We start from the raw sequence: 22,946 nt of genomic DNA, 5'->3' as shown, positions 1-22,946 counted from the left end.
CATGCCTTGTCGCATAACACAGGCCAGCTAATCAGCCGGCCTGTGTTATAAAATAATATTAAATGCGTATTTACAACTGATATTTAAAATCAGCTTCTTTTACATCCCTGCTGTTGCCACCAATAAATAATTTAAAATCGCCTGGCTCAGCAACATATTTCAAATCGCTGTTGTAAAATTTAAGATCAGCGTTACTAATGGTAAAAGTCACTTTTTTTGATTCACCCGCAGCCAATGTAATTTTTTGAAAACCTTTTAATTCTTTTACCGGCCGGGTGATAGAACCCACCAAATCGCGGGTGTACAATTGCACCACTTCTTTGCCGGCTTTGTTACCCGTATTGGTTACCGTTACAGTAGCCGTAATGGACTGGTTTCCTTTTATCGTATTACTGCTTAAAGTAATGCCGCTGTAGGAAAAACTGGTGTAACTTAAACCATAACCAAAGGGATATAATGGATCGTTGGATACATCCAGGTAATTGGAGCGGAATTTTTGAAACCACTGCCCTTCAGGCAAGGGGCGACCGGTATTTTTATGGTTATAATACAAAGGCACCTGGCCAATATTCTGGGGGAAAGTTGTACTCAATTTTCCGGATGGATTTACGTCTCCGAACAAAGCATCGGCTATTGCATCTCCTGCTTCTGTTCCACTGAACCACACATCTAAAATAGCAGGCACATGCTCATTCTCCCATGTTAAGGTTAAGGGTCTTCCGGCAAACAATACAAGCACAACAGGCTTGCCGGTTTTCACTAAAGCTTCCAGTAATTCCTGTTGTAATTTTGGAATACCAATGTCCGACCGGCTGGCAGACTCGCCACTCATTTCTGATGACTCACCTACAGCAGCAACAACAACATCTGCCTGGCTGGCAATATCAAGTGCTTCCTTCAGGATAACTTCCTTTGGCCGGCTGTCTCTGTGCAACGATTTCCCAAACATGGTACCCCGCTCTTCAATCATGCTATCTGCATCGAGATTAGATCCTTTAGCATATAAAACTTTTCCCTGGTTACCTACTGCATTTTTCAATCCTTGTAACACAGATATTGGTGTAGAGAAATCAGTAGCCACGCTCCAGGTGCCGGGCATGTTTTCCTTCGCATCTGCCAATGGGCCAATCAATGCAATGGTTGTATTTTTTTTAAGGGGTAGTAATCCTCCTTTATTTTTCAGCAACACAAAGCTTTCACCAGCAATCTCCCTTGCCACTTTTCTGTTGGCTGGTGTAAATATTTCTGTGGCGGCACGCTGCTCGTTGCAATATTTGTATGGGTCTTCAAACAAGCCTAATTTATATTTCGCTTCCAGTACCAGTCTGCATGCCATGTCTATCTGCTGTTGTGTCACCTTCTTTTCTTCAAGTGACTTCTTCAGGGTGGTCAAAAAACCTTCGCCTACCATATCCATATCAACACCAGCTTTTAAAGCCAGTGCCGAAACCTGTTGAAGATCACCTATACCATGCGCTTCCATTTCATTGATGCCGGTATAATCTGTTACCACAAATCCTTTAAACCCCCACTGGTTGCGTAATACATCGGTCATTAAAAATTTATTGGCGGTAGCCGGTATACCATCTACTTCATTAAAAGAGGCCATCACACTTCCAACGCCGGCATCTACAGCTGCCTTGTATGGTGGCAAATATTCGTTGTACATTCTCACCCTGCTCATGTCTGTTGTATTGTAATCGCGGCCGGCCTCAGCAGCACCATACATAGCATAGTGTTTAACGCACGACATAATGGTATTGTTTTTTGAAAGATCATCACCCTGATAACCTTTGACCATTGCCGCAGCAATTCTCGATCCGAGGTAAGCATCTTCCCCGTTACCTTCTGAAATCCTTCCCCAGCGTGGATCGCGGCTGATATCCACCATCGGGCTAAAGGTCCAGCAAATACCATCGGCACTGGCTTCTGTGGCTGCAATGCGGGTTGCTTTTTCCACCAGGTTCATATCCCAGATACACGACATGCCTAACGGAATGGGAAAGGTTGTCTGGTAACCGTGAATGACATCCATACCAAAAATCATCGGAATTTTTAAGCGGCTTTCTTCGACCGCTACTTTTTGTACCGCTTTAATTTTAGCGACCGATTTAATGTTGAAAAGACCTCCTACTTTTCCTTCCCGTATTTTTTTACCAATATCAGAATTGGATGCCTGGCCGGTAACAATATCACCCGCACCGGGTAAGTTTAATTGGCCCAGTTTTTCGTCCAGGGTCATTTTTTTCATGAGTACATCAATGAAGGTTTTCATCCGATAGCTATCGGATTTAACAGCATCACTATTTTGTGCTGCTGCCTGCAGCGAAATAGAAAACAGTACTACTGCCAGGACTTTTGTAAGCAATTTCATGTTGTTGGTTTTATTATTTCAGTAAAAAAGGCGCAATCGCTTTTTGCCAGATGGTATAGCCTTTTGCGTTCATGTGTAAATTATCTTCCAAAAAAATATCGTTCATAACAGTGCCATCGGCATTAAACATTTTATGGTATACGTCAATAAAGGCCGTTTTCTTTTGTTTGGCCAGGAATTTTTTAATCAACGTATTGCCAGCTGTCATTTTTGGCCACAAGTGTTTTCGGCTAGGGCTTGGCTTCATTGAAACATAGGCTATGGATACCGTCGGCAGCTGCTGCCTTATCAGGGTAAATAGTTGCTTAAATCTGTTAAAAACTACTTTTCCGTTTACGGTGGTATCCGAACCAGCCAAGTCATTTTCGCCACAATAAATTACTATCTGTTTAGGCAGATAAGGGATAATGATATCATTGGCAAAATGTATTACATCCGGTAACGAAGACCCGCCAAAGCCCCGGTTCACAATGGGATAATCAGGAAAATAACTTTGTACATCTGTCCATTTCGTAAAGGAAGAACTGCCAACAAAAAGTATGGCATGCTTCGGTGGAAATGCTGTACTGTCCTGTTTTTTGAAGGACTGAATATCATTGTAGAATGGCTCTGTCTGGGCCTTTACAGGCATCACGGCCGTCAGCAAAATATATGCAAGGAATATTAATTGATTTTTCATAATTACTCTGATTTAATCGGCGTGCTTTTTTGAGAAACGCCGTTTTCATTAATGGCTTCTATGCTGAAATAATAGGGTTTCTGGTTGTCCATTGTTTTTAACCAATATTCATTGTTATCGTGCACCATAATACATGTGTACAATTTATCCGGGTTAGTGCCATAATAAATATTATAAGCAAACGCATTGTCAACAGGCCTCCATTTTATATAGGCACTGCGTTTGTCTTTTTCAGTTCGCAGCACAATAAAATTTTGCACGGCAGATGGCTTTGCTCCGTGTCCATTTCCAAAAACACGCAGGCCACTGATGGCAAATTTCCCGGTGGGCATGTGAATATTTTCCAGTTTAATAAACCGTGCTTCCACCGGTTGTTCCAGCTCGATATAGTCATGCGGTACATCCGTTTTATTATTGCTTTTATCCTTTAGTACGCTCCACTTTTTACCGTCCAGGGAATAGTATAATTTGTATTGATGAAATACGCCGAGTGACTTTCCCAGAAAGGAACTGTCCACATCCTGGTCAGCATAATTAATTTGTATTGCTTTAACGGTTGAAATATTGCCCAGGTCACTTTGAATAAACTCACCTTTATTGCTGGTAGCAGCGCTCCAGTAGGTTCTTATGCTTTCATCCACTGCATTGTTTGCATAATAGCTGGCCAAAGTAGAGGAAACCACAACAGGCTTGTTATAATTCAGCAACATCCATTCTGGCCTTCCGCCTGGCGATGTTGCACCTGGCAAATAGTGCGGATAATCTCCAAATGCCGTATTGCACCACATCACATCATCTTTATCGAAGCCCGCAGGCCAGATGCCAATCCTTCTTTCAAAAGTATTTTTTACGCAAATGATAGACGTTGACACATGCCAGTAATTGTTGTTGACATCTTTAAAGGTAGCGCCATGGCCAGCTCCCCTGGAAAAGCCACCAGGCTTGTAACTCAGCGGATCTGATTGGGGTGTAAACGGCCCCAGCGGGTTATCGCCTACCACTACACCGTCGGCGTAACCGCTGAATTCTGTACCGGGTGCGCCGTACTGCAGGTAATACTTTCCATTGTGTTTATTCATAGTAGCACCTTCAATAAATGGGTCCAGAAAAGTATTGTCGGTGTTTTCGCCAAAGCGTTGCCAGCCGTAGCGATCCTGCTCCAGGAAATACATTTCTTTTCGATAAGCAATTGGCGCTAAAGTATGCCGGTTGAGCTCAATGCCATACAACGGATATCTGTTGCTGCTACCATTGTACATATACAATTTGCCGTCATCATCAGTGAAAAAGCCGGGATCCCAGCCGCCCATTTCAAATGAGTCGACCAGTGGTTTCCATTCGTTCGCTTTTGGATTGGTGCTCATCCAGATGGTGAATTTGCTGGTGTAGGTGGAACCAAAAACAATCATGGTGTCGCCGATAATGCCAACTGCTGGGGCACACAATTCATCATACACGCCTCCGTTCCAGGGGCGCAAAAATTTTTTGGAAATGAATTTCCAGTTTAGCATATCGCTGCTCCACCAGTAACCCCATTGGTTGGTACTGAACAAATAATAATCGCCTTTGTAAGTAACAATCACCGGATCAGCCGTAGCCCGGTGCCTGCCCCATTCACTAAAATTGGGAATGGGCGTATAGCCGTAATCTATATTGATGGGGTTACAATAGGTTTGTTGCTTGTACTGTGCCTGTAAATTATACGCCCCAAACAGGAAGCCAATGCTTAATAGTAGTACTATTTTTGAACGGAGCGCCGCAACGATGCTAAATTGAAATATTGAAGCTGGTAACATAATCATTTGTAGGTAGTATATTTTGATTTGGGTTTAAAAAGGATATGGTCGATACTCCACTTGCCGGGACCGGCAAAAAAGAACAGCAGCCCGAAAAGAACAAACATAAAAGGATGCTGATCTTCGTACCAGAATTTTCCATGACCTATTTTAAAGGTGATGTAACACATGCTCACGATCAGTATGCCAGCGGCTATCCTGGTGAATAGTCCGAGCAACAACAACAGGCCGCTTAGAAATTCGGCACCTTTACCAATGTAAGGCATCAGCGCCGGCGAGGAAGAAGTTTTAAACATATCCGATTGTGCATATTCCTTCATTTGTACTGCGTTAAAAACTTCGGCACCATGGTACAACATCATTGCGCCGATGATGATTCTTAAGATGCCAATTGTTGTTTTAATATTCATTGGCACTGGCGATAATAGAGGCTTCATAAAATATATTTATTCTATTTAAACATGCAGGATTAGTCGGAGTGATATTTTATTCTACAAAAGTACTTTGATAAGCCCGTAAGTTCATCTTATTTCCGGTTTACTAAATCCCCTTACATGCAAAGCCTGTTCCATAATTATCTTTTGCAGCCTTTCGTTTCAATTTGATTTAACCGGTTATTTACTTCTCAAACTATATTCCGGGCTTCCCGAAATCTTTTATTTCCATTGCACCAAAATGGCCTTCGCACTGTTTTCAATGGTGATGATTTTTTGAGTGCTTACCTGCTCTGCATTTCTTACCGATTGATAATAAGCCGGATCATACAGGTCTTCCATATATTGCAAACCGTCCAACATTTTTTCCCAGCCTTCCTGTAATGGCCGGTCATTGCCTTTGTTTATACTAACTCCTGTTATTGCATTTTCAAAACCATGAAAAACAAGTTGCAGTTGTTTGAAATCGGACTGGTAGGTTCCTTCCTGTGTTTGAAGCAACAGCTGCTTTTGAACAGGATCAAATGTGATCACCCTTTTACAATAGCCGCCTTTTTGATATTCCATTCCATCACCTTTGTCTTCATAATATACAAAACTGTTTTTTTCCTTTCCGTTGTAAACATGCAACCACAGGGTGTCGGATGGCTTTTCTTTAGCTGACTGTACAACACTCTGCATGGGTATGACAGAAGATGCTTTTATAAAAACCGGAATTTGATAAGCCGGCACATCCTGTGTCCAGCTTTTTTCACCGGTTATTTTTTCGTCCGAATATATATTGTACCAAACGCCTTTGGGCAAATATATTTTCTTATTATTTTCCAATGATGTTACAGGCACTACCAGCATGGCAGCTCCAAATAAAAACTGGTACTGGTACACATTGTCATACACTTTATCATCAAAAGGATAGTTGATGCAAAGGCTTCTTGCTATTGGCATGCCTGTTTGGGAGGCTTCGTAAAATGCGGAGTAAACATATGGCATCATTCGGTACCGGAATTCAATAAATGTTTTTGCAATGCCTTCAATTTCTTCGCCATAACTCCAGGGCTCATTGTCAGGCGTAAAGAAGCCCTTGTGGTTTCTTACAAAAGGAGAAAATACGCCCACTTCTATCCACCGTTTAAACAAATCTTTTGTTCCATCACCGATATAACCACCCAGATCGGGCCCTGCAAAAGGAATGCCCGACAGGCCCATCTGGCTGTTGAGCAACACACCACTCAGCAAACCTTCATCGCTGGCCGTATTATCACCGCTCCATACGGCAGAATAGCGCTGCACGCCGGCAAAGGCTGAACGCGTTAATACAAAAGGCCGCCTGCCATTTCCGTATTTAACTGCAGATTCATAACTGCTTCTTGCCATTTGAAAACCATATACATTTTTTGCTTCCTGAGCATTGGTTGCGTGCCCATCAAAATTAAAGACCAGGTTATCCGGCAAATAACTGCCAGCCACGGCTGGCTCATTCATGTCATTCCAGTAACCATGTATACCGTTGTCTGGCAACCATTTCATTTTATCAATCCACCAGGCCCTTGTGTTGGGATTGGTATAATCGGGCAGAAGAACAGGCAGCGGGGCTATCTCCGTTTTAAATAAACTGCCGTCTGCATATTTTATAAACACATTTTTCTTTAACCCATCGGTATATAATTCGTAGGAGCTGTCAATTTTTACCCCTGGATAAACCGAGGCTGTTAATTCTATATTCATCTTAGCAAGACTGGCTGCCAACCCGGGCATATCAGGAAACCGCTCTTTGTTTACCCTGAAGGGTTGATACCCCTGCTGGTAATCAGCATCCAATACAATGCAATCCAGCGGAATTTTTTTCCTTCTGAACGTCTCCGCTATCCAGGTTACTTTTTCCTGCGGATAATAACTGCACCTGCTTTGGTGATAGCCGATACTCCACTTTGGGGGCAGCTGCATTTTTCCTGTTAAGGATGAATAGTGTTCGATAACTTTTGCAAGAGATTCATCGTACATAAAAAAATAATCCATGTCACCACCTTCGAAACTTACCGAACTGAAGTTGGGTGTAGATGATGCGAAATTGAAAAAACTTTTATAGCTGTTGTTGTAAAACAAGCCGTATACGTCCTGATGATGTATGCCTATATAAAACGGAACGCTTATGTACATGGGCAAACGGGTGTCGCCATATTTGTAATTGTCAGTGTTATTTAAGGTTATGCCCATTCCTCTTTTATCAAGATTGCCCAGCGCTTCACCCAGGCCTACAAAGCGCTCCCCCTCCTGTAATTTTTTATAGACCGTTGCTTTGTCTCCTGAAAAGGTAGTACCAAAGCAAGTGCCTTTTACATCTTCATTAATGATTTGGCCAGCTTTATTTTTAAAGGTTATTGAAAAGGCTGGTGCTTTTTCAATTTCTACGTTGATGGCATTGGTTGAAAGTGTTATAGAATTGCCCTCCTCTTTAATTGAGTAATTTTCAAACAATGGAATTTGATTATCGACCAATGCGTAAGAAAAACTATTAAGCGTTTTATTTTTTGAAATCCTTACGCGGATAATGTGATCTGAATAAGCATGGATATCAAAAATGGATGTCGCAGTTTTTCCTTCGATACCACCAAACACTTTTTTATAAGAGGTAATTTTGCCTGTATTTCTTTGCTGCGCATTGCACCTGGCGGCCATTGCAATTACGCTGCAACACAATACCACCAATTTTATTTTTGCTGCCTGCATGTTTGAGAGGCTTAATTTTATTTACGTGGACTAACCGGGTGAGCCACCCTTTTTGGGGTGACCCACCTGGTTAGTCTTTTATCCATTTACTTTTAAAACCCAATTTTTTTAATCCATTTTGCACGTCCGGAATCTTCATAAATAAATTCCAGATCAGGCCGCTTCTGTAATTTTCTATCATCACTACGATTGGCCCCTGGTCGATAGCGAGATGGCTTTTTGCGTACCAGTTGTGATGAATGCTAAAGCCATCTGCAAAACCAAATGGTCCCCAGATTTTACTTCCCAGCTCGTAATAAAAATATTTGAGTGCTTCCATACTTTCTTTGGGTGTGTATGGCATAGAAGAAATGGCTGCTGTCGGTTGAATGACGCCTTTGTCATTTTCCGGACTGTGCGCTACATATCCTTTGTAACTATCGCCGGCAGTAAGCCCCCAGCACCGGGCGCTGTAGCCTTTATAATGATTGGGATTTTCAATGCAATAGGCCCGATTGATCAGCGTGTGATTTTTTGTCTGTTCCGCATAGTCGGTTCCATGATCATCTTTCAATTCATTTGGATCGATGCCCATGTACGTGTACTGTTCAAAGAAAAGCGGGCCACCCCTGTCTTTATCATAATTGCCCAAAGGCAGTTTATAACCATAATACGATTTTCCGTTTTGCCAGCCAAAGCTGCCGCTCCAGGTAGAGTCATACACGTTTCTGGAAATGCTATGATTGGGTGATGCTGCTGATAAGATATACGTGATTAAACACTCATTGTAGCCCCATACGGGGAAGTTCATATCGAAATCATTGCGTGGGCTCCAGTGCCAGTACAATCTTTTGTTCTCGCCTTTGGTATGCCAGTTCCAGTTGGCAGCTCCCCACATTTGGTCAATGCGTTTGCGTAAATATTTTTCAGTGATGGCATCACGAGTAAAATATTCTTTGGCACATAAAAAACCCATCAGCAGGTAAGATGTTTCCACAATGTCCGCGCCATCATCCAGGCGATCAAACGGAACAGTTTTGCCGGTGGTACCATTCATGAAGTGCGGGTATATGCCATGATAACAATCTGCTTTGTATAAAAAGTCGGCAATTTTTATCAGTCTTTTTACAGCCGTGTCTCTACCAATCCAGCCACGTTGTACCGCAACGATGGTTGATAAAATACCCATTCCGGTGCCGCCAATGGCGCAGTCTTCACCACCAAAAATTGTTTTGCTTAGATTGGGTTCATCCCAGGCTTCATTAATATAATCCCAGTAGGATACTGCATGCACGGCCACATCTCTTTCGCGTGCCAGTCCGCTTATGGGATGCGCATAATGCCAGAAGTAACGAAAAGTCTGCCGCTGTACTATTTCAAGCAATGTGCTGTCAGAAATATTTTTTACAATACCGATGGGATTAACATTATTAGGATACCCATCTTTAAAATTTATTTTTTGTGCTGACAGGAGAAGAAAGCTGCTAATGAATAGCAACAACAGAGATGATTTTTTTGGCATGGCAATAATTGAAACCGTTTAAAATTCCGGCAGATTTTGCTTCCTCTTTTTATAAAAAAGAAATCCGCCAATACAATCGTATCGTATTCAGTTTTTCAAATCTACATAAAATGCTTTGTTGAATTATCTTTTTAAAATGGCTTACTTAACCAAGGCATTCTTTGTTTGTCCTGCATAGGTAAAGCCAAGTTTATTTAATCCCCGGCCTATTTCAGGGCAACTCATAAATAATTTCCACAACAGGCCACTCCGGTAATTTTCTATCATCGCTACAATCGGACCTTCATCAATTGCCAGGTAATTTTTTGAGTACCAGTTTTTAGTCTCATTAAATGCATCCGTAAAACCGTACTCCCCCCAGATTTTATCGCCCAAATCATAATAGAAATGCCTGAGTGCTTTCATTGAATATTCCGGCGTATATGGAAAGGCCGATAAGGCTGCCGTTGGTGTAATAGTGCCTTCATCGTTGGTTGGTGAAAAAGCATTGTAGCCATTGTAAGTATCCGATGCGGTGAGTCCCCAGCAGTTTTCGCCGTAACCTTTAAACGCTTTGGGATTATCCAGACAATACGCGTGATTGATAAGCGTATGGTTTTTATTTTGCACCCAGTAATCCGCATACTTGTCTTTTAATCCATTTGGATTCAACCCCAAAAAAGAATATTGTGAAAAGAACAGTGGACCTCCGTAATCAAAGCCTAACGGTAACGTATAGCCGTAAAATGTTTTTCCGTTTTTAAAGAAATTACTTTGTGCCCAGCCACGATGATATACCGCGGCAGTTACGGGATACTCATCAGCACTTGCTGCCAAAACATACATAATTAAACACTCATTAAAACCACGCACGGGGAAATTCATCGCCCAGCCGTTGTTGGGACTCCAGTGCCAAAACAGAACATCCTGTTCGTGGGTATACCAGCTCCATTCAATACCAGTCCACATCCAGCCTACCTTTGCTCTGAATTCATTTTCCACAGGGTTATCCCGGTTAAAATATTGCCGGGCACAAAGCAGGCCCTGGAAGAGGTACGAGGTTTCCACTAAATCGCCCCCATCATCCTTCCTGCTGAAGGGAATTGTTTTGCCGGTAGCGCCGTCCATCCAGTGCGGAAATGCGCCATGATACGAATTGGCTTTCAATAAAAAGTTCACCATCTTGCGCATAAATTTTGCTGCGGTATCCCTTGTAATCCAGCCACGTTCTGTTGCAACAATTACAGCCATAATACCAAAGCCTGTGCCACCCGTGGTAACTGTTTCATGACCGTAGCCGGCATCTTCATTGCTCCTCTCCCTGGCCATACCACATACCGGATGAGCAAAATCCCAGAAATATTTAAAGGTTTGCTTTTGTACTACATCCAGCAATGCGCTGTCTGATAAATTCGTTTGCCTTGCAGGTGCATTTGCAGCATGCGGCTTTACTTTCTGTGCTCCGCAGGAAATATTCAACAGTAGCAGTACAATCGTAACCAGCAGTTTTATTTTTTTGTTGATCATCGGCTATCCTTATTGAAATACGTTTATAACACCAGTGTTTGAATGGCGTGTGGCAATATAGTAACCTCTGCCGCTGAAGTGCCGATGCAAAGATTGTAAGTTGTTTTCGCATTGCTTTGGTTCATGACCACTACCACTACTTTTCCATCTTCATTTTTAAAAGAGGTAGTTAACAACTGGCTGCGGCTTGCCGCACTGCTGATTCTTTTTGCACCAGGACGGATGAATTTTGAAAAATGTCCGATGTAATAATAGGCGTTGGTGTAAATCAGATCGCCTGTTTTGGTATCGGCATGTATTGGTGCGAAACAAAAATTCTGTACATGGTTAGGGCCACCGGTTTCATCCAGTAACACATTCCAGTCTGTCCACCCAACTGTACCATTATTAAAATCATTGATCATCGAGCGGCCATACCGTTCGCCCAGCGCCCAGTTATAATAACCGCCTGCCTTAAAACTTTCTGCACAACCTTCTGTAAACATCAGGTTTTTATCAGGCCATGCCTCATGTACTCTGCCTACATTTTCATACATTTCTGTTCCGCCACTCCAGCTTTCATACCAATGAAAACCCATACCCCATGCGTATTTGGACGCTTCGGGATCACTGAATATTGTGTTGGCTCTTTGTACCATCAGGTCACGGTTATGGTCCCATACAATTATTTTTTTATCCCCCAAACCTTCTTTATGCATAGTTGGGCCAAGATTGTTCTTAAGAAAGTCCCTTTCTTCTTCCGCAGTAAAAACACAACTCTCCCAGCGCTGTGTAGCCATGGGTTCATTTTGCACAGATATGCCCCAGATTGGAATGCCTTCGCTTTGCCAGGTTTGTATAAACTTCACATAATAATTGGCCCAGGCCTGGTAAAATTCCGGCTTTAGTTTTCCACCGTGCGCCAGGTCATTATTGCTTTTCATAAATGCAGGCGGGCTCCAGGGGCTTGCGAACAAAGTCAGTTTACCACCTGCCGCAGCGATAGCTTGTTTTACAAATGGTATGCGGTACTGTTTATCATGATTAACATTAAACGACTTTAATTCTTTATCACCTTCTGTTATGTACGTATAACTGGCGCTGGAAAAATCACTGCTGTGAATGGTTGTTCTTGCCAGCGTATAGCCTATGCCAGTTGTGTCGTTATAATACGCCCGTAAAAATTCCTGCTGTTTTGGTTGAGACAATTTGGCAAATGTTTCTGCGGAAGCATCTGTTAATGCACCACCAATTCCGAGGAAGGTTTGAAAAGTTTTTGATGGATCTACAAAAACGCATACCTGTGTTTCAACCGGCTGGGCAAGCGTTTTAAAAGATAACGTATCGGTGGCCGACAAGCGCAGCGTACTGCTGTCGGCGGTAGAATACACAACTACTTTTTTGCCTTCGGCAGAATATGGCTTATCATTTGAAACTGCCTTATTGCCGGATGGCTGACTGCATGCACTCAGCAGGATTACGAGGAAGAGGACAATGTTTTGTTTCATATTTTATAATTTTAAAATCACCAAATGTATGTTGCAACAGCACCGGCAGCGAGTTGTGTGGCCACCCATTTACCATTGTATTTAATGTTGAATGAAATAGGATTGCCGCCGTCGTTTTCTGCAATTAAAATCTTTTTATTATCAGGCGTTTGAAAAGCCACCGTTTGTAAATTGCCTGAGACTGTACTTGCAATTCGCGTTGATCCAAACGGTACAAATTTCGCCGCATGTGCAACGATGTAATAAGCAACGTTACGGGAAATGGATGAGCCGGTTATGGTTAAAGCTCCTTTGCAGGTTGTGCAGCCCCCATCCGTATGCGGACCGTAATTACCATCATTGGCCAGGTTCCATTCAAGGGCAGTGCGGCTCCAGTTGCGCATGGAACCGATCAATACATTTTTAACATGCCATTTTAAATCGCCGCCAAAATCCCCTGTTGATGCCGTGTATTGTTCTGTAAAATAAAGCGACTTATCAGGATAAGCGTTGTGTACAGTTGACAATGCACTGATGTCGCCGGCATATAAATGAAAAGCAGATCCACTTACAAATGGGTTGGCCTGTGCATCCTGTAATACGGTTAGCGGGTAATTTGGCACATCACAATTATGATCGTAGGCAATAATTTTGGTGGTGATGCCGGCGGCTTGAAATGCCGGGCCCAGGCTGCCTTTTATGAAATCGGCCTGTTGCAAAGCCGTCATTACAAGGCTGGGATTGTTGTTGGGATTGAGGGGCTCGTTTTGTGGCGTAATGGCGTCAATGGTAATGCCTTCCAACTTCATCTGCTGAATGTATTTTACAAAATACTGCGCATACACGTTGTAGTTAGCAGGCACTAAACTACCGCCTTTAAAGCTGTTGTTATCCTTCATCCAAACCGGTGCCGACCATGGTGTTGCCAGTATTTTAATATTGGGGTTAATGGCAAGTATTTCTTTTAACAATGGTATCAGATCTGTTTTATCCGGGTTAAGACCAAAGGCTGCAAGGTTTAGATCCGTTTGCCCTGAGGGCACATCATCATAAGTAAATGTGGTGGCATTTAAATCTGATGCGCCGATGCTGATGCGTAAGTAATTAACGCCAATACTGCCGGATGAAGTCCCAAACAATTCCTGCAGCAAGCTGGCCTTGGCAGCAGCTTCCATGCGGTTAATTACATAAGCACTGCCGCCTGTGAGGGTGTACCCAAAGCCTTCAACAGCCTGGTAACGTTGGGCAGAATCTACTTCAATATTTACATTACTGTTTGCCGTTGTTACAAATGAAAGTACGGCTGTTTGCTTTTGAAGCAATATAGTCTGATCAGATTTTGTCAGCCAGCATTCCATGTCGTTGGTGGCAGTAACTGGTGGTATAACAGGAGGAATAACGGGCGGCGTTACCGTAGTTCCTCCAGATTTTGAGCAACCCGCCTGGAACAACAGCATAGCAGCCAATAGCAGGAGGTGATTTTTTTTACTATTCATAAGTTCGTTTATACTATTCGTGTTTTATTTCAGAATTGTTTACAGGTAAGGCGCTTTAAATCCAAGCTTTAACATACCTGCTTTTACTTCCGGGCAACTGGTAAACAGTTTCCACAATAATCCTGTTCTGTAATTTTCAATCATCACAATTATTGGTCCCTGGTCTATTGCCAGTGTTGAGTTGGCAAACCATACATTTTTCAAACTAAAGGCATCATAAAATCCATACTCACCCCATAACTTATCACCCAGTGTATAATAAAAAAAGTGCAGTGCTTTCATCGATTCCGCTGGTGTATAAGGCAAAGAAGAAATGGCCGCCGTTGGTGCGATTACACTTACATCGCTGGTTGGCGAACTTGCATTGTAGCCATCTTGTATATCGCTTGCGGTAAGTCCCCAGCAACTGCTGCTGTAGCCGTAATTATTCTGCGGATTGGCAACGCAATAACTGTAATTAATCAGTGTATGGTTTTTGGTTTGCGTAGTATAGTTGCCGTAACTATCCGTTAAACCATTTGGGTTGATGCCCAAAAAAGAGTAATGAGAAAAAAACAGCGGTCCTCCAAGTTCAGGCCCCAACGGCAGTGTATAATTATAATAACTGTTGCCGTTTACAAATGCCGAACCTTTAGCCCACCCACTTTTATACACGGAATCTGGCACAGTATGCGTCGTGGATGATGCAGCAAGTACATACGTTATAAGGCATTCATTCCAGCCTTGTATTTTCACATTCATATCCCATGCATACATATTGCTGTAATGCCAGTACAATACATCCTGGTTGTTTTGCCGGAACCAGTTCCACTCGACGCCATTCCATAAGATATTAATATCGTTTCGCAAATTGGTTTCGCCCGCATCGCCGCCATTGAAATATTGCCTTGCTGTAAGCAAGCCCTGCATTAAATACGCCGTTTCCACAAGATCAGCCCCGTCGTCTTTGCTGCTGAAAGGCACAATGGCGCCAGTAGCACCATTCATCCAATGCGGAAAAGCGCCGTGCACTTTTTGGGCAGTATTTTTTAAAAACCCAACGATGGTTTGCATACGGGCGAGCCCCTCCGTTCTGGTAATAAAATTCCTGTTGATGCCGGTTACAATAGACATGATGCCAAATCCTGAACCGCCTGCGGTAACAATATCGCCAGAGGTATTTCTTTCCCTCGCCAATCCGCTAACAGGGTGGCCCAAATCCCAGAAATATTTAAAAGTTTGCTGCTGAATTTTATCCAATAATAAACTGTCACTGATAACGGGGAATTTATTGGCTGAATCAATTTGTGTAATAAAATTTTTATCTATGCCATTACTAAGTCCACCGCCACTGGCGGATTGAAGTGCAGTTGTTATTTTAAAAAAATATTTGGAAAGATTTTTTAATGCCGAAACAGGTTGGATCAACAACACAGAGTCATGATTTGATAAACTAACAGTTATTGCTTCAGTAACGCCGCCAGCATCTTTTAGTGAAATAGCTGTTGCAACAGTACCCTGTTTTACCGGCTGGCTAAACTGTACCTTTAATAAGGGCTGAACAGTTGTTCCATAAACGGTATTATCAAAGGCTATCGTATTAAGGTAAATGGTGCTTACTTTTATTGCAAGGGCCGGTGGCGTTACAGTTGCTGCGTCTTTGGCTTTACTGCAACCCAAAATAAGCAGGCATGTAATAAAAACAAGTATGCTATTATTTTTCATAATTTTTTTATTGACCGCTGGATTGTAAAAAAACAAGTCCGCTGTTATTTTTCGCCATCACTAAAATTTTTCGTCCACCCGTATAATTAATCCATTTTGCGTCTCTTATTTCACCGTCTATTTCAGGCAACAGGCCTACTTTAGTAAAAGTGTTTTGATCTTTATAGAAAGAAAAAATGGTAGGTTGCAGCGCATCATACCTGCCCTCGTAGGGAACTACTCCATAAAAATTACCCGCTGCTAAAAACTGGTTATTTGCCAGCGCTGCAAATGAAAACACCGGTGCAAATTGTGCCTGCTCGGGTAGCGGCACATTCGCAAAACCTCCTTTACCATCATTGATAAAACAGGTATTGGTAAGGGTTTCAGCTTTTAGCTCCCGGTAATCTTTAAATAAATCAAAAAACATGTATTGTACAGTTTTACCGGCTACTTCGTTGTAAGTAACATAGGCCTTTTTCAACACCGGTAGCGCCCGCTCTAATTCATCCTTTGCTAAAAATGTATATTCCTTTCCCTTTATTGTATACGTCATTACCTGCTCCGGTGAGCCATTTTTATCAAAGTCTTTTACATACAATTTTAAGGGACCATCCTTACCTGCATATAGTTTGGAATTATGCCCCCAGTTACCCGCTAATATATCCGTAAAACCATCCCCATTTACATCTGCAGCATATAGAGATTGCCAAAGACCTGAGGATACAGGCAAATCAGTTTCCTTAAATGTTCCTTTATTATTGATAAATATTTTTACGGGCATCCACTCTCCTGCTATTACCAGATCAGTCCAACCATCTTTATTAATATCTGTAAAAACTGCTGCTGTTACCATTCCTGTTTCTTTTAAAGAAATGATATTTTCAGCTGCAGGTTTAAAATTGCCTTTACCATCATTCAACAATAAAAACGAAGACTGTGGCTGCCCGAATTCTTTTGCATTTGCAAGGCCGCCAATAAACAAATCAGTATCTCCATCCTGGTCAATATCCGCGACTGCCACACAGCTTTTATTAGTTAGCAAAACCGGTAACTGCGCTGTTGACAAAGCGAAATGTCCTTTGCCGTCATTGATGTATAGTTTATCGGCCAAAGCCGCATTGCCGTCAGCATATTCGTTGCCCCCGCTTACAACATATAAGTCAGGAAAACCATCATTATTTGCATCAAAAAAAACGGCATCCACTTCATCACTGTTTGTAGTTTTATTAAACACGGTTGTATCCGATTGTACGAATGTTCCTTCTTTAGTCTGCACCATCAGACTGCCCGGCTGACCATTGGCACCGCAAGCAAAGAAGTCATCAAGTCCGTCTTTATTAATATCACCCACCGCAATTTTTGGTCCGCGTGTGGATTGCATATGCGGAATCAAATACTGGCTATTAAAATCAATAAAATTATTTTCCCTGTGTTTCCAGTTGCACTTAACCTGGCTTGTAATATCCTGTAATATCGGTTTGGGTGATGGGAAGAATGTGACGTAATCAAAATGTTGATTGGCATCTTTTTGTTGCACCAATAAAGAGTTTACAGCAGTTACATTTTTTAATAGCTGGTATTGCTGATTGGGCCACACGATCAAGAGGCTGTCAATAATTGCTGCATCACCCAAACCAAAATGCAGCCTTGGTTCAACGGAAGATTCAAAACCCCTTGTAAGCATCAGTTGCTGGTATTGTATTTTTTTGCCGGCAAATACATAGGCTTTGGCGCCAATGCCTGAACTGTTTAAGCTGTCGCCTTTAAAAGAAACAGTGATGTAATTTTTCTTTGGCGCATTATTTTTTAAGATTACAGCTGGTGCATTGAGGCTGTTAATTATGATATCAAGGTTACCATCATTGTCAAGATCGGCATAAGCTGAGCCGTTGAAATAACCTTTCATTTCACCAGTACCCCAGCTATCGCTGACATCTGAAAAATGGCTGTTCCCAGCACCCTGGAAAAGAAAGGGATGTGATGCTCCATCAGGCATTTTTTCCAATGCCGCCGCATCATATTGATCTGTCTTATTCATTGCCTGTCTGAAAGATAAGTCTGAAACAAAACGAATGTAATCAAGATCCACTGGACGTTTCACAATACCGCCTGATATAAATAAATCCTTATTTCCGTCGTTGTCAAAATCAGCAAAGAGGGGAGCCCAGCTCCAATCGGTTGCCGAAATACCACTCAATAAACCAACCTCGCTAAAACTAATGCCATCGCCATTATTTTGTTGCAGGCAGTTTTTTGAATACTGGTACTGAAAGCCATTGCTGATGAGCTTGAATTTATAGGTGTCGGCATTTTCATCACTGCCATAGGTTTTTAAGGTCTTTTCCTCGCCCGGTAACATATCTACTGTTACAATATCCAATTGACCATCGTTATTAAAATCAGCTATATCATTACCCATACTAAATCGGCTGTAATGTCTAAAATGTTTGGCACCACTTTCTGTAAAAGTTCCATTGCCATTGTTAATATAGTAATAATCATTCTCATGAAAGTCGTTACCGATATAAATATCCTCCCACCCATCATTGTTGATATCTGCAACCGAAATACCTAAGCCATACCCCAAACTGCTTTGATAAATACCTGCTTCCGCAGAAACGTCAGTGAACTTTTTTAGCGGCGTGTTCATGTCATTGCGCATTAATTTATCGCCTGCTTCCGGATCAAATTTTCTCCTGTTGATTGTATCTACAATATTTTCATTGGCCTTGTGCGATTGATTTAAAATATAACAATCCAGGTCTCCGTCATGATCATAATCAAAAAAGGCGACCTGTGTGGTAAACCCTGAAAAATTCAACCCGTATTGGGCGGCACTTTCTGTAAACGTTACCTCTCCGGGAGCTGTTTTAGATGGTCCGTTATTTATAAATAACTCATTGTGCCCTTTTATTTTTCCATTTATGTTTACTGCCGAAACATAAATATCGAGTAAACCATCACCGTTTACATCTGCCATGGTTGAACCGGTACACCAGTCTGAACTGCCGGCTACACCAGCATTTGCAGTAATGTCTTCAAATTTAAAATTGCCTTTATTAATATATAATTTATTGCCTGCGTGGCTATTGGCGGTAAAATAAATATCCGGCAATCCATCATTATTTACATCTCCAACGGATACGCCGCCACCATTATAATAATACAGGTAATATAAAATGCCAAATGCCTTTTGCTCTTTTAGTGTGTTTTGAAATTGCACATTTGTTTCAGAAGAAGACAGGCTGGTAAATAATGTATTGGATTTTTTGCACGAAAAAAATAGGAATAAAACAGGAGAAAAAATTAAATAAATGATTCGGCTGGCAAGCATAAAAAGGTTTTAAAAAATGCAAAATCCGTTATTGTAAAAGTAAGTTATTTCATCAGCGCTTAACCTGAGTTTTTGGTGTTTGTATTTTATTGATTTAACTTGGCAGCATTGGGTTGTACCTTCATTTTTTATGAAAATATTTATACCATACTTTCGTTCTTTTCTTACCATTGTTATTGTTGCATTTGCTGTAATTTTCTTCTCACAATGCATTCACTCCGAAAAGGAAAAATTGCCCGTAACTCCAACCGTTTCAATTAATCAATTTGCCGGATCTGCCAGTTGCGCCCAATGTCACAAAAATATCTACGATACCCATCTTAACACGGCCCATTACCTAACTACCAGAATTGCTGAAGAAAAATTTATAAAAGGTAGTTTTAATAAAGACGGCAATATCTTTGTTTACGATACCGGCCATTTGGTTGCCATGGAAAAAAGGGATAGCGGCTTTTACCAGGTTGGTTACAGCAATGGCATCGAAAAAATTGCCCGCCGTATGGATATTGTTATTGGCTCCGGTACCATGGGCCAGTCTTTTTTAAACTGGAATAAAAATTGGCTGTTTCAATTGCCCGTGACTTATTTTTCCGCAGCGCATCAATGGTCTAACAGCCCTGGTTACCCGAACAAAATTATCTTTAACCGGCCCATCACTTCCCGGTGCCTGGAATGCCATACTACTTTTGCGAAAACACTTACCGACGAAAATGAAGAACCCGAAGCTTTCGACCGCAATCAAATCATCTATGGCGTGGATTGTGAAAAATGTCATGGCCCCGCTGCTGAACATGTAGCCTATCAAAGTCAAAATCCAACTGCCTTAAAAGCAAAGTTCATCATCAATCCTGCACATTTAACCAGGCAACAAAACATGGATCTCTGTGCATCCTGTCATGGCGGAAGATTAACCAAAACAAAGCCCTCCTTTCAGTTTAAGGCCGGCGACAAACTTGCTGATTTTTATGCAATAGATACCACAACGCCGAACACAAATTCAATCGATGTACATGGCAATCAATATGGCTTATTGCGGGCAAGTAAGTGCTACAGAATGAGTGATACAATGACCTGCAATACCTGCCATAATACGCACGAAAATGAAAAAGGAAAAACCGCTTTGTTCTCGCAACGCTGCATAACTTGTCACACAATTGAGCATGGAAATTTCTGTACCCTTAAGACTGCGTCTCCCATCAATTTAAAAAGCAATTGTATTGATTGCCACATGCCCTTATCTCCCTCCCGGGCTATTGCAGTATTCTTAGCCGGTAAAGCCGAGCCCACTGCAGCATTGATACGTTCGCATTATATCAGCATTTATCCCGAAGAAACAAAAAGAGTACTTGACTACATTAAAAAATAGTAACATCTTTTTCATTCTAATTTTAAACAAACATCAAAGAACTATAAATATAAAGAGGGCTGCAAAATCTTTGCAACCCTCTTTATAATGTAAAAGAATTGAAAGCCTATTGCTTATTTGAATACAACGCTGCTATATCTGCGGCGGATAAAGCCGTACCATATAACCTGAACTGATCCAGTTGTCCGTCGAAATATCCCATCCATGAATTTGCTTTGTACGCTTCTTCACCAGCACCGCCGATGGTAAGCCCGGTAACTGCTTTGCCGGAATTAAAGTTGAGCGGTCCCATAGGCGCTCCATTATTGATGACATTGCCAAACCCGGCGGGTAAATTGGTTGGTACCGCTCCATCAATGTAAGGCGTAAGCACCGAAGTGGTTGCATCGTACGTAAATGCGAGGTGATGCCATTGTCCGTTCAGTACATTTTTCATCCGTTTTACGCCGGTAAATTCAAACCACTGATCGAATAAATAGAATTTAGCGGCGGCAGAATCTGTCGTGCTTGGGTTGCCTGCATCCTCAAACTCCAGGAACATTTTTAAATTGGTCCAGCTATATCCGGACGAGTTGAGCGCAAAAGCAAAATTGGTTCCTTTGCCTGCAGCCTGCGGCGTTTTCTTAACCCAAAAAGAAATGGTAAAACTGGTGGCAGATGTAAAATCATTGGCAGATGCATACTGCGCAAATGCCGTTTCGCTGCCCTTGTAGCCTTTGCCAGAAATACCTTCTCCCACCGCCGCAGTATTGCTTGAAGGAAAATTTGCCCTGATACTATCAACCCCGTTCATCAACGGATTATCTGACGTGCCATCAAAAGCGGCATAAAATTTCAAAGGACCACCTACAGGATTAGCATCTTTTGTGTAATCTCCCAAAGCAGGGTGGGTTATTTTTTGGCAACCTGCCAGCAGGCTCCCGAAGGCTATGATAAGAACGACATTTTTAGTCATTATTTTCCTTATGTTCATAATTAGATTTTTAAAGTGTGAACTTTTGTTTGCATTTTTACCACTCAGGGTTTTGTACCAGGATACCTCCGGATAAATTGATGGCCTGTTGCGGTATAGGATAGTACCGGCAACGGTTGGTGTAACCAAGGCTGCCAAGTTCTTTAACAGCATCGCCCCAGCGAACCAAATCGAAGAAACGATAACCTTCCATTGCAAACTCAAACCTGCGTTCATTTTTGATTGCAGCACGCATTTGGTCCTGGTCAACAAATGGAATCGGCTTTACAATAGTACGCGTTGGTCCAAGGTTACCACTTGCCCTGTTCCTGATCAGTTCCAAATTAGTCGCAGCAGTTGCACCATCACCTAATTCGTTACTGGCTTCTGCCAGCATTAAAATCACATCGGCATAACGCAGTATTCTATGGTTGATCCAATCGGCCCCGCCGCTTCCAAAAATCTGTCCTGTAAACTGGCGCATGGCCGGATCAGAATACACTTTTTTATTCCAGTAGGGCTGATCCAAACCGGTACCCGGACTGTAAGCCGGTAATGTAGCTCCGTATCCACCAGCTGCCGGTCCGCCGTCATACTGGCCGGAATATAAAATTGTCTGGCTTTTCCGCGGATCTGTACTGTCCCAGGCGCTAACCAGTTTTTGTGTAGGTGTATTCCATCCCCAGCCTAAATTCCATGCATTACTGGCGCCGCCTTGTCTCACATTTTGGCTTGTTCCCCATTGTGTTCCCTTATTGGGCGTGTTGTTCGGACCTACATAGCTCTGCTCTTCGAAAATTGATTCCGGACCATTTTTACCAGCTCCGTTTAAACCATCCTTCCATATATCAGGAAAATTGGTAGTTAAACTATATTGCTGCGACTGAATTACCTGGTTGCAAAGACTTACAACCTGTGCCCAATCGCCCCTGAACAAATGCGTTTGAGCCCATAAGGTGTTTGCAGCACCTCTTGTAAGACGGCCCGGATAGATATTAGCTCCACCTACTGACCAGTTTAGCGGAAGGTATTGTGCAGCAAGGTTCAAATCTTCGTCAATCTGCGCATAAATTGCAGCAACGGGAGACTTCGCTTTAATTCCATCCGCGGCATTGGTGTAATAGAAATTAATCAGCGGCACTTCTCCGTAAGTTCTCACCAAATCAAAATAGCAATAGGCCCTGAAAAAGCGGGCTTCGCCAATATTTCTTAAGGATGCAGGATCGGTCACTTTTAAAGAATCGGCATAATACAATTCCTTATTTGCAAGGTTGATCATATAATAGCGATCGTTCCAGTAAGTATTGGGAGCCCAGTCATCCTTGGAATATTGAAAGGTTTCAAACTCCGTATTAATCTCCTTGCCATCAGTTGTACTGCTGCCTTTTTGTGCATCATCATCCCGTATGCTGTGAAAGTCAAGCCATGGCAAAGTGGAAAAACCAGCGTAAGAAGTTAAGGTATTATACAGGCCAAAACTCTGCGCTTCCAACGTTCCCTGCTTTAAATCATCCAGGGTGGCTGTTAAGGGTTTTCTATCCAAAAATTTTGCGCACCCCATTGTTAGCAGCATCAACGGCAGCACCGCCATTGCTATCTGTAATACAATTTTATTTTTTTTCATATCAA

The 22,946-nt window shown here is 42.1% G+C and carries 14 protein-coding genes; 1 reads left to right on the top strand and 13 read right to left on the bottom strand.

Features of this window, described 5'->3' with window-relative positions; all coding sequences use genetic code 11:
* Positions 1-70: 70 nt before the first annotated feature.
* The 11 genes from bglX to JWR61_RS01020 form a co-directional block, all read right to left on the bottom strand.
* A complete protein-coding gene (bglX, locus tag JWR61_RS01070) occupies positions 71-2,374 on the bottom strand; it encodes a beta-glucosidase BglX (RefSeq protein WP_301926026.1) in 2,304 nt (767 codons plus the stop codon).
* A 13-nt stretch (positions 2,375-2,387) separates the two neighbouring features.
* Complete coding sequence (locus tag JWR61_RS01065; RefSeq protein ID WP_301926025.1) at positions 2,388-3,053, bottom strand: GDSL-type esterase/lipase family protein; 666 nt, start codon at positions 3,051-3,053, stop codon at positions 2,388-2,390.
* A 2-nt stretch (positions 3,054-3,055) separates the two neighbouring features.
* Positions 3,056-4,849, bottom strand: a complete 1,794-nt coding sequence (locus tag JWR61_RS01060) for a family 43 glycosylhydrolase (RefSeq protein WP_301926024.1) — start codon at positions 4,847-4,849, stop codon at positions 3,056-3,058.
* 2 nt (positions 4,850-4,851) lie between these two features.
* A complete protein-coding gene (locus tag JWR61_RS01055; RefSeq protein ID WP_301926023.1) occupies positions 4,852-5,286 on the bottom strand; it encodes a DoxX family protein in 435 nt (144 codons plus the stop codon).
* A 219-nt stretch (positions 5,287-5,505) separates the two neighbouring features.
* The gene (locus JWR61_RS01050) at positions 5,506-8,010 is read right to left on the bottom strand and encodes a glycoside hydrolase family 31 protein (protein ID WP_301926022.1); all 2,505 of its coding nucleotides are present in this window, start codon (positions 8,008-8,010) and stop codon (positions 5,506-5,508) included.
* Between the two features lie 70 nt (positions 8,011-8,080).
* Entirely contained in the window at positions 8,081-9,511 is a 1,431-nt protein-coding gene (locus JWR61_RS01045; RefSeq protein WP_301926021.1) for a glucoamylase family protein, read from the bottom strand.
* 141 nt (positions 9,512-9,652) lie between these two features.
* Positions 9,653-11,017: a glucoamylase family protein gene (locus JWR61_RS01040; protein ID WP_301926020.1), complete on the bottom strand. Its 1,365-nt coding sequence runs from the start codon at positions 11,015-11,017 to the stop codon at positions 9,653-9,655.
* Between the two features lie 23 nt (positions 11,018-11,040).
* The gene (locus JWR61_RS01035; RefSeq protein ID WP_301926019.1) at positions 11,041-12,504 is read right to left on the bottom strand and encodes a glycoside hydrolase family 30 protein; all 1,464 of its coding nucleotides are present in this window, start codon (positions 12,502-12,504) and stop codon (positions 11,041-11,043) included.
* A 17-nt stretch (positions 12,505-12,521) separates the two neighbouring features.
* Entirely contained in the window at positions 12,522-13,979 is a 1,458-nt protein-coding gene (locus JWR61_RS01030) for a glycoside hydrolase family 30 beta sandwich domain-containing protein (RefSeq protein WP_301926018.1), read from the bottom strand.
* A gap of 39 nt (positions 13,980-14,018) precedes the next feature.
* On the bottom strand, positions 14,019-15,683 hold the full coding sequence (locus JWR61_RS01025; RefSeq protein ID WP_301926017.1) for a glucoamylase family protein: 1,665 nt from the start codon (positions 15,681-15,683) through the stop codon (positions 14,019-14,021).
* A 7-nt stretch (positions 15,684-15,690) separates the two neighbouring features.
* Positions 15,691-18,999, bottom strand: coding sequence for a VCBS repeat-containing protein (locus JWR61_RS01020; RefSeq protein ID WP_301926016.1), 3,309 nt, complete (start codon positions 18,997-18,999; stop codon positions 15,691-15,693).
* 130 nt (positions 19,000-19,129) lie between these two features.
* Between JWR61_RS01020 and JWR61_RS01015 the strand changes: the two genes are divergently transcribed.
* Positions 19,130-20,365, top strand: coding sequence for a multiheme c-type cytochrome (locus tag JWR61_RS01015; protein ID WP_301926015.1), 1,236 nt, complete (start codon positions 19,130-19,132; stop codon positions 20,363-20,365).
* Between the two features lie 106 nt (positions 20,366-20,471).
* Here JWR61_RS01015 and JWR61_RS01010 read toward each other — a convergent pair whose 3' ends face one another.
* The gene (locus JWR61_RS01010) at positions 20,472-21,338 is read right to left on the bottom strand and encodes a LamG domain-containing protein (protein WP_301926014.1); all 867 of its coding nucleotides are present in this window, start codon (positions 21,336-21,338) and stop codon (positions 20,472-20,474) included.
* A gap of 37 nt (positions 21,339-21,375) precedes the next feature.
* Positions 21,376-22,941, bottom strand: coding sequence for a RagB/SusD family nutrient uptake outer membrane protein (locus JWR61_RS01005; protein ID WP_301926013.1), 1,566 nt, complete (start codon positions 22,939-22,941; stop codon positions 21,376-21,378).
* Between the last annotated feature and the right edge of the window lie 5 nt (positions 22,942-22,946).

This window comes from Ferruginibacter sp. (assembly GCF_028288465.1).
Taxonomy (GTDB): domain Bacteria; phylum Bacteroidota; class Bacteroidia; order Chitinophagales; family Chitinophagaceae; genus Ferruginibacter.
The sequence above is the reverse complement of the archived record's forward strand: the minus strand, read 5'-3'. Positions and strand labels throughout refer to the sequence as shown.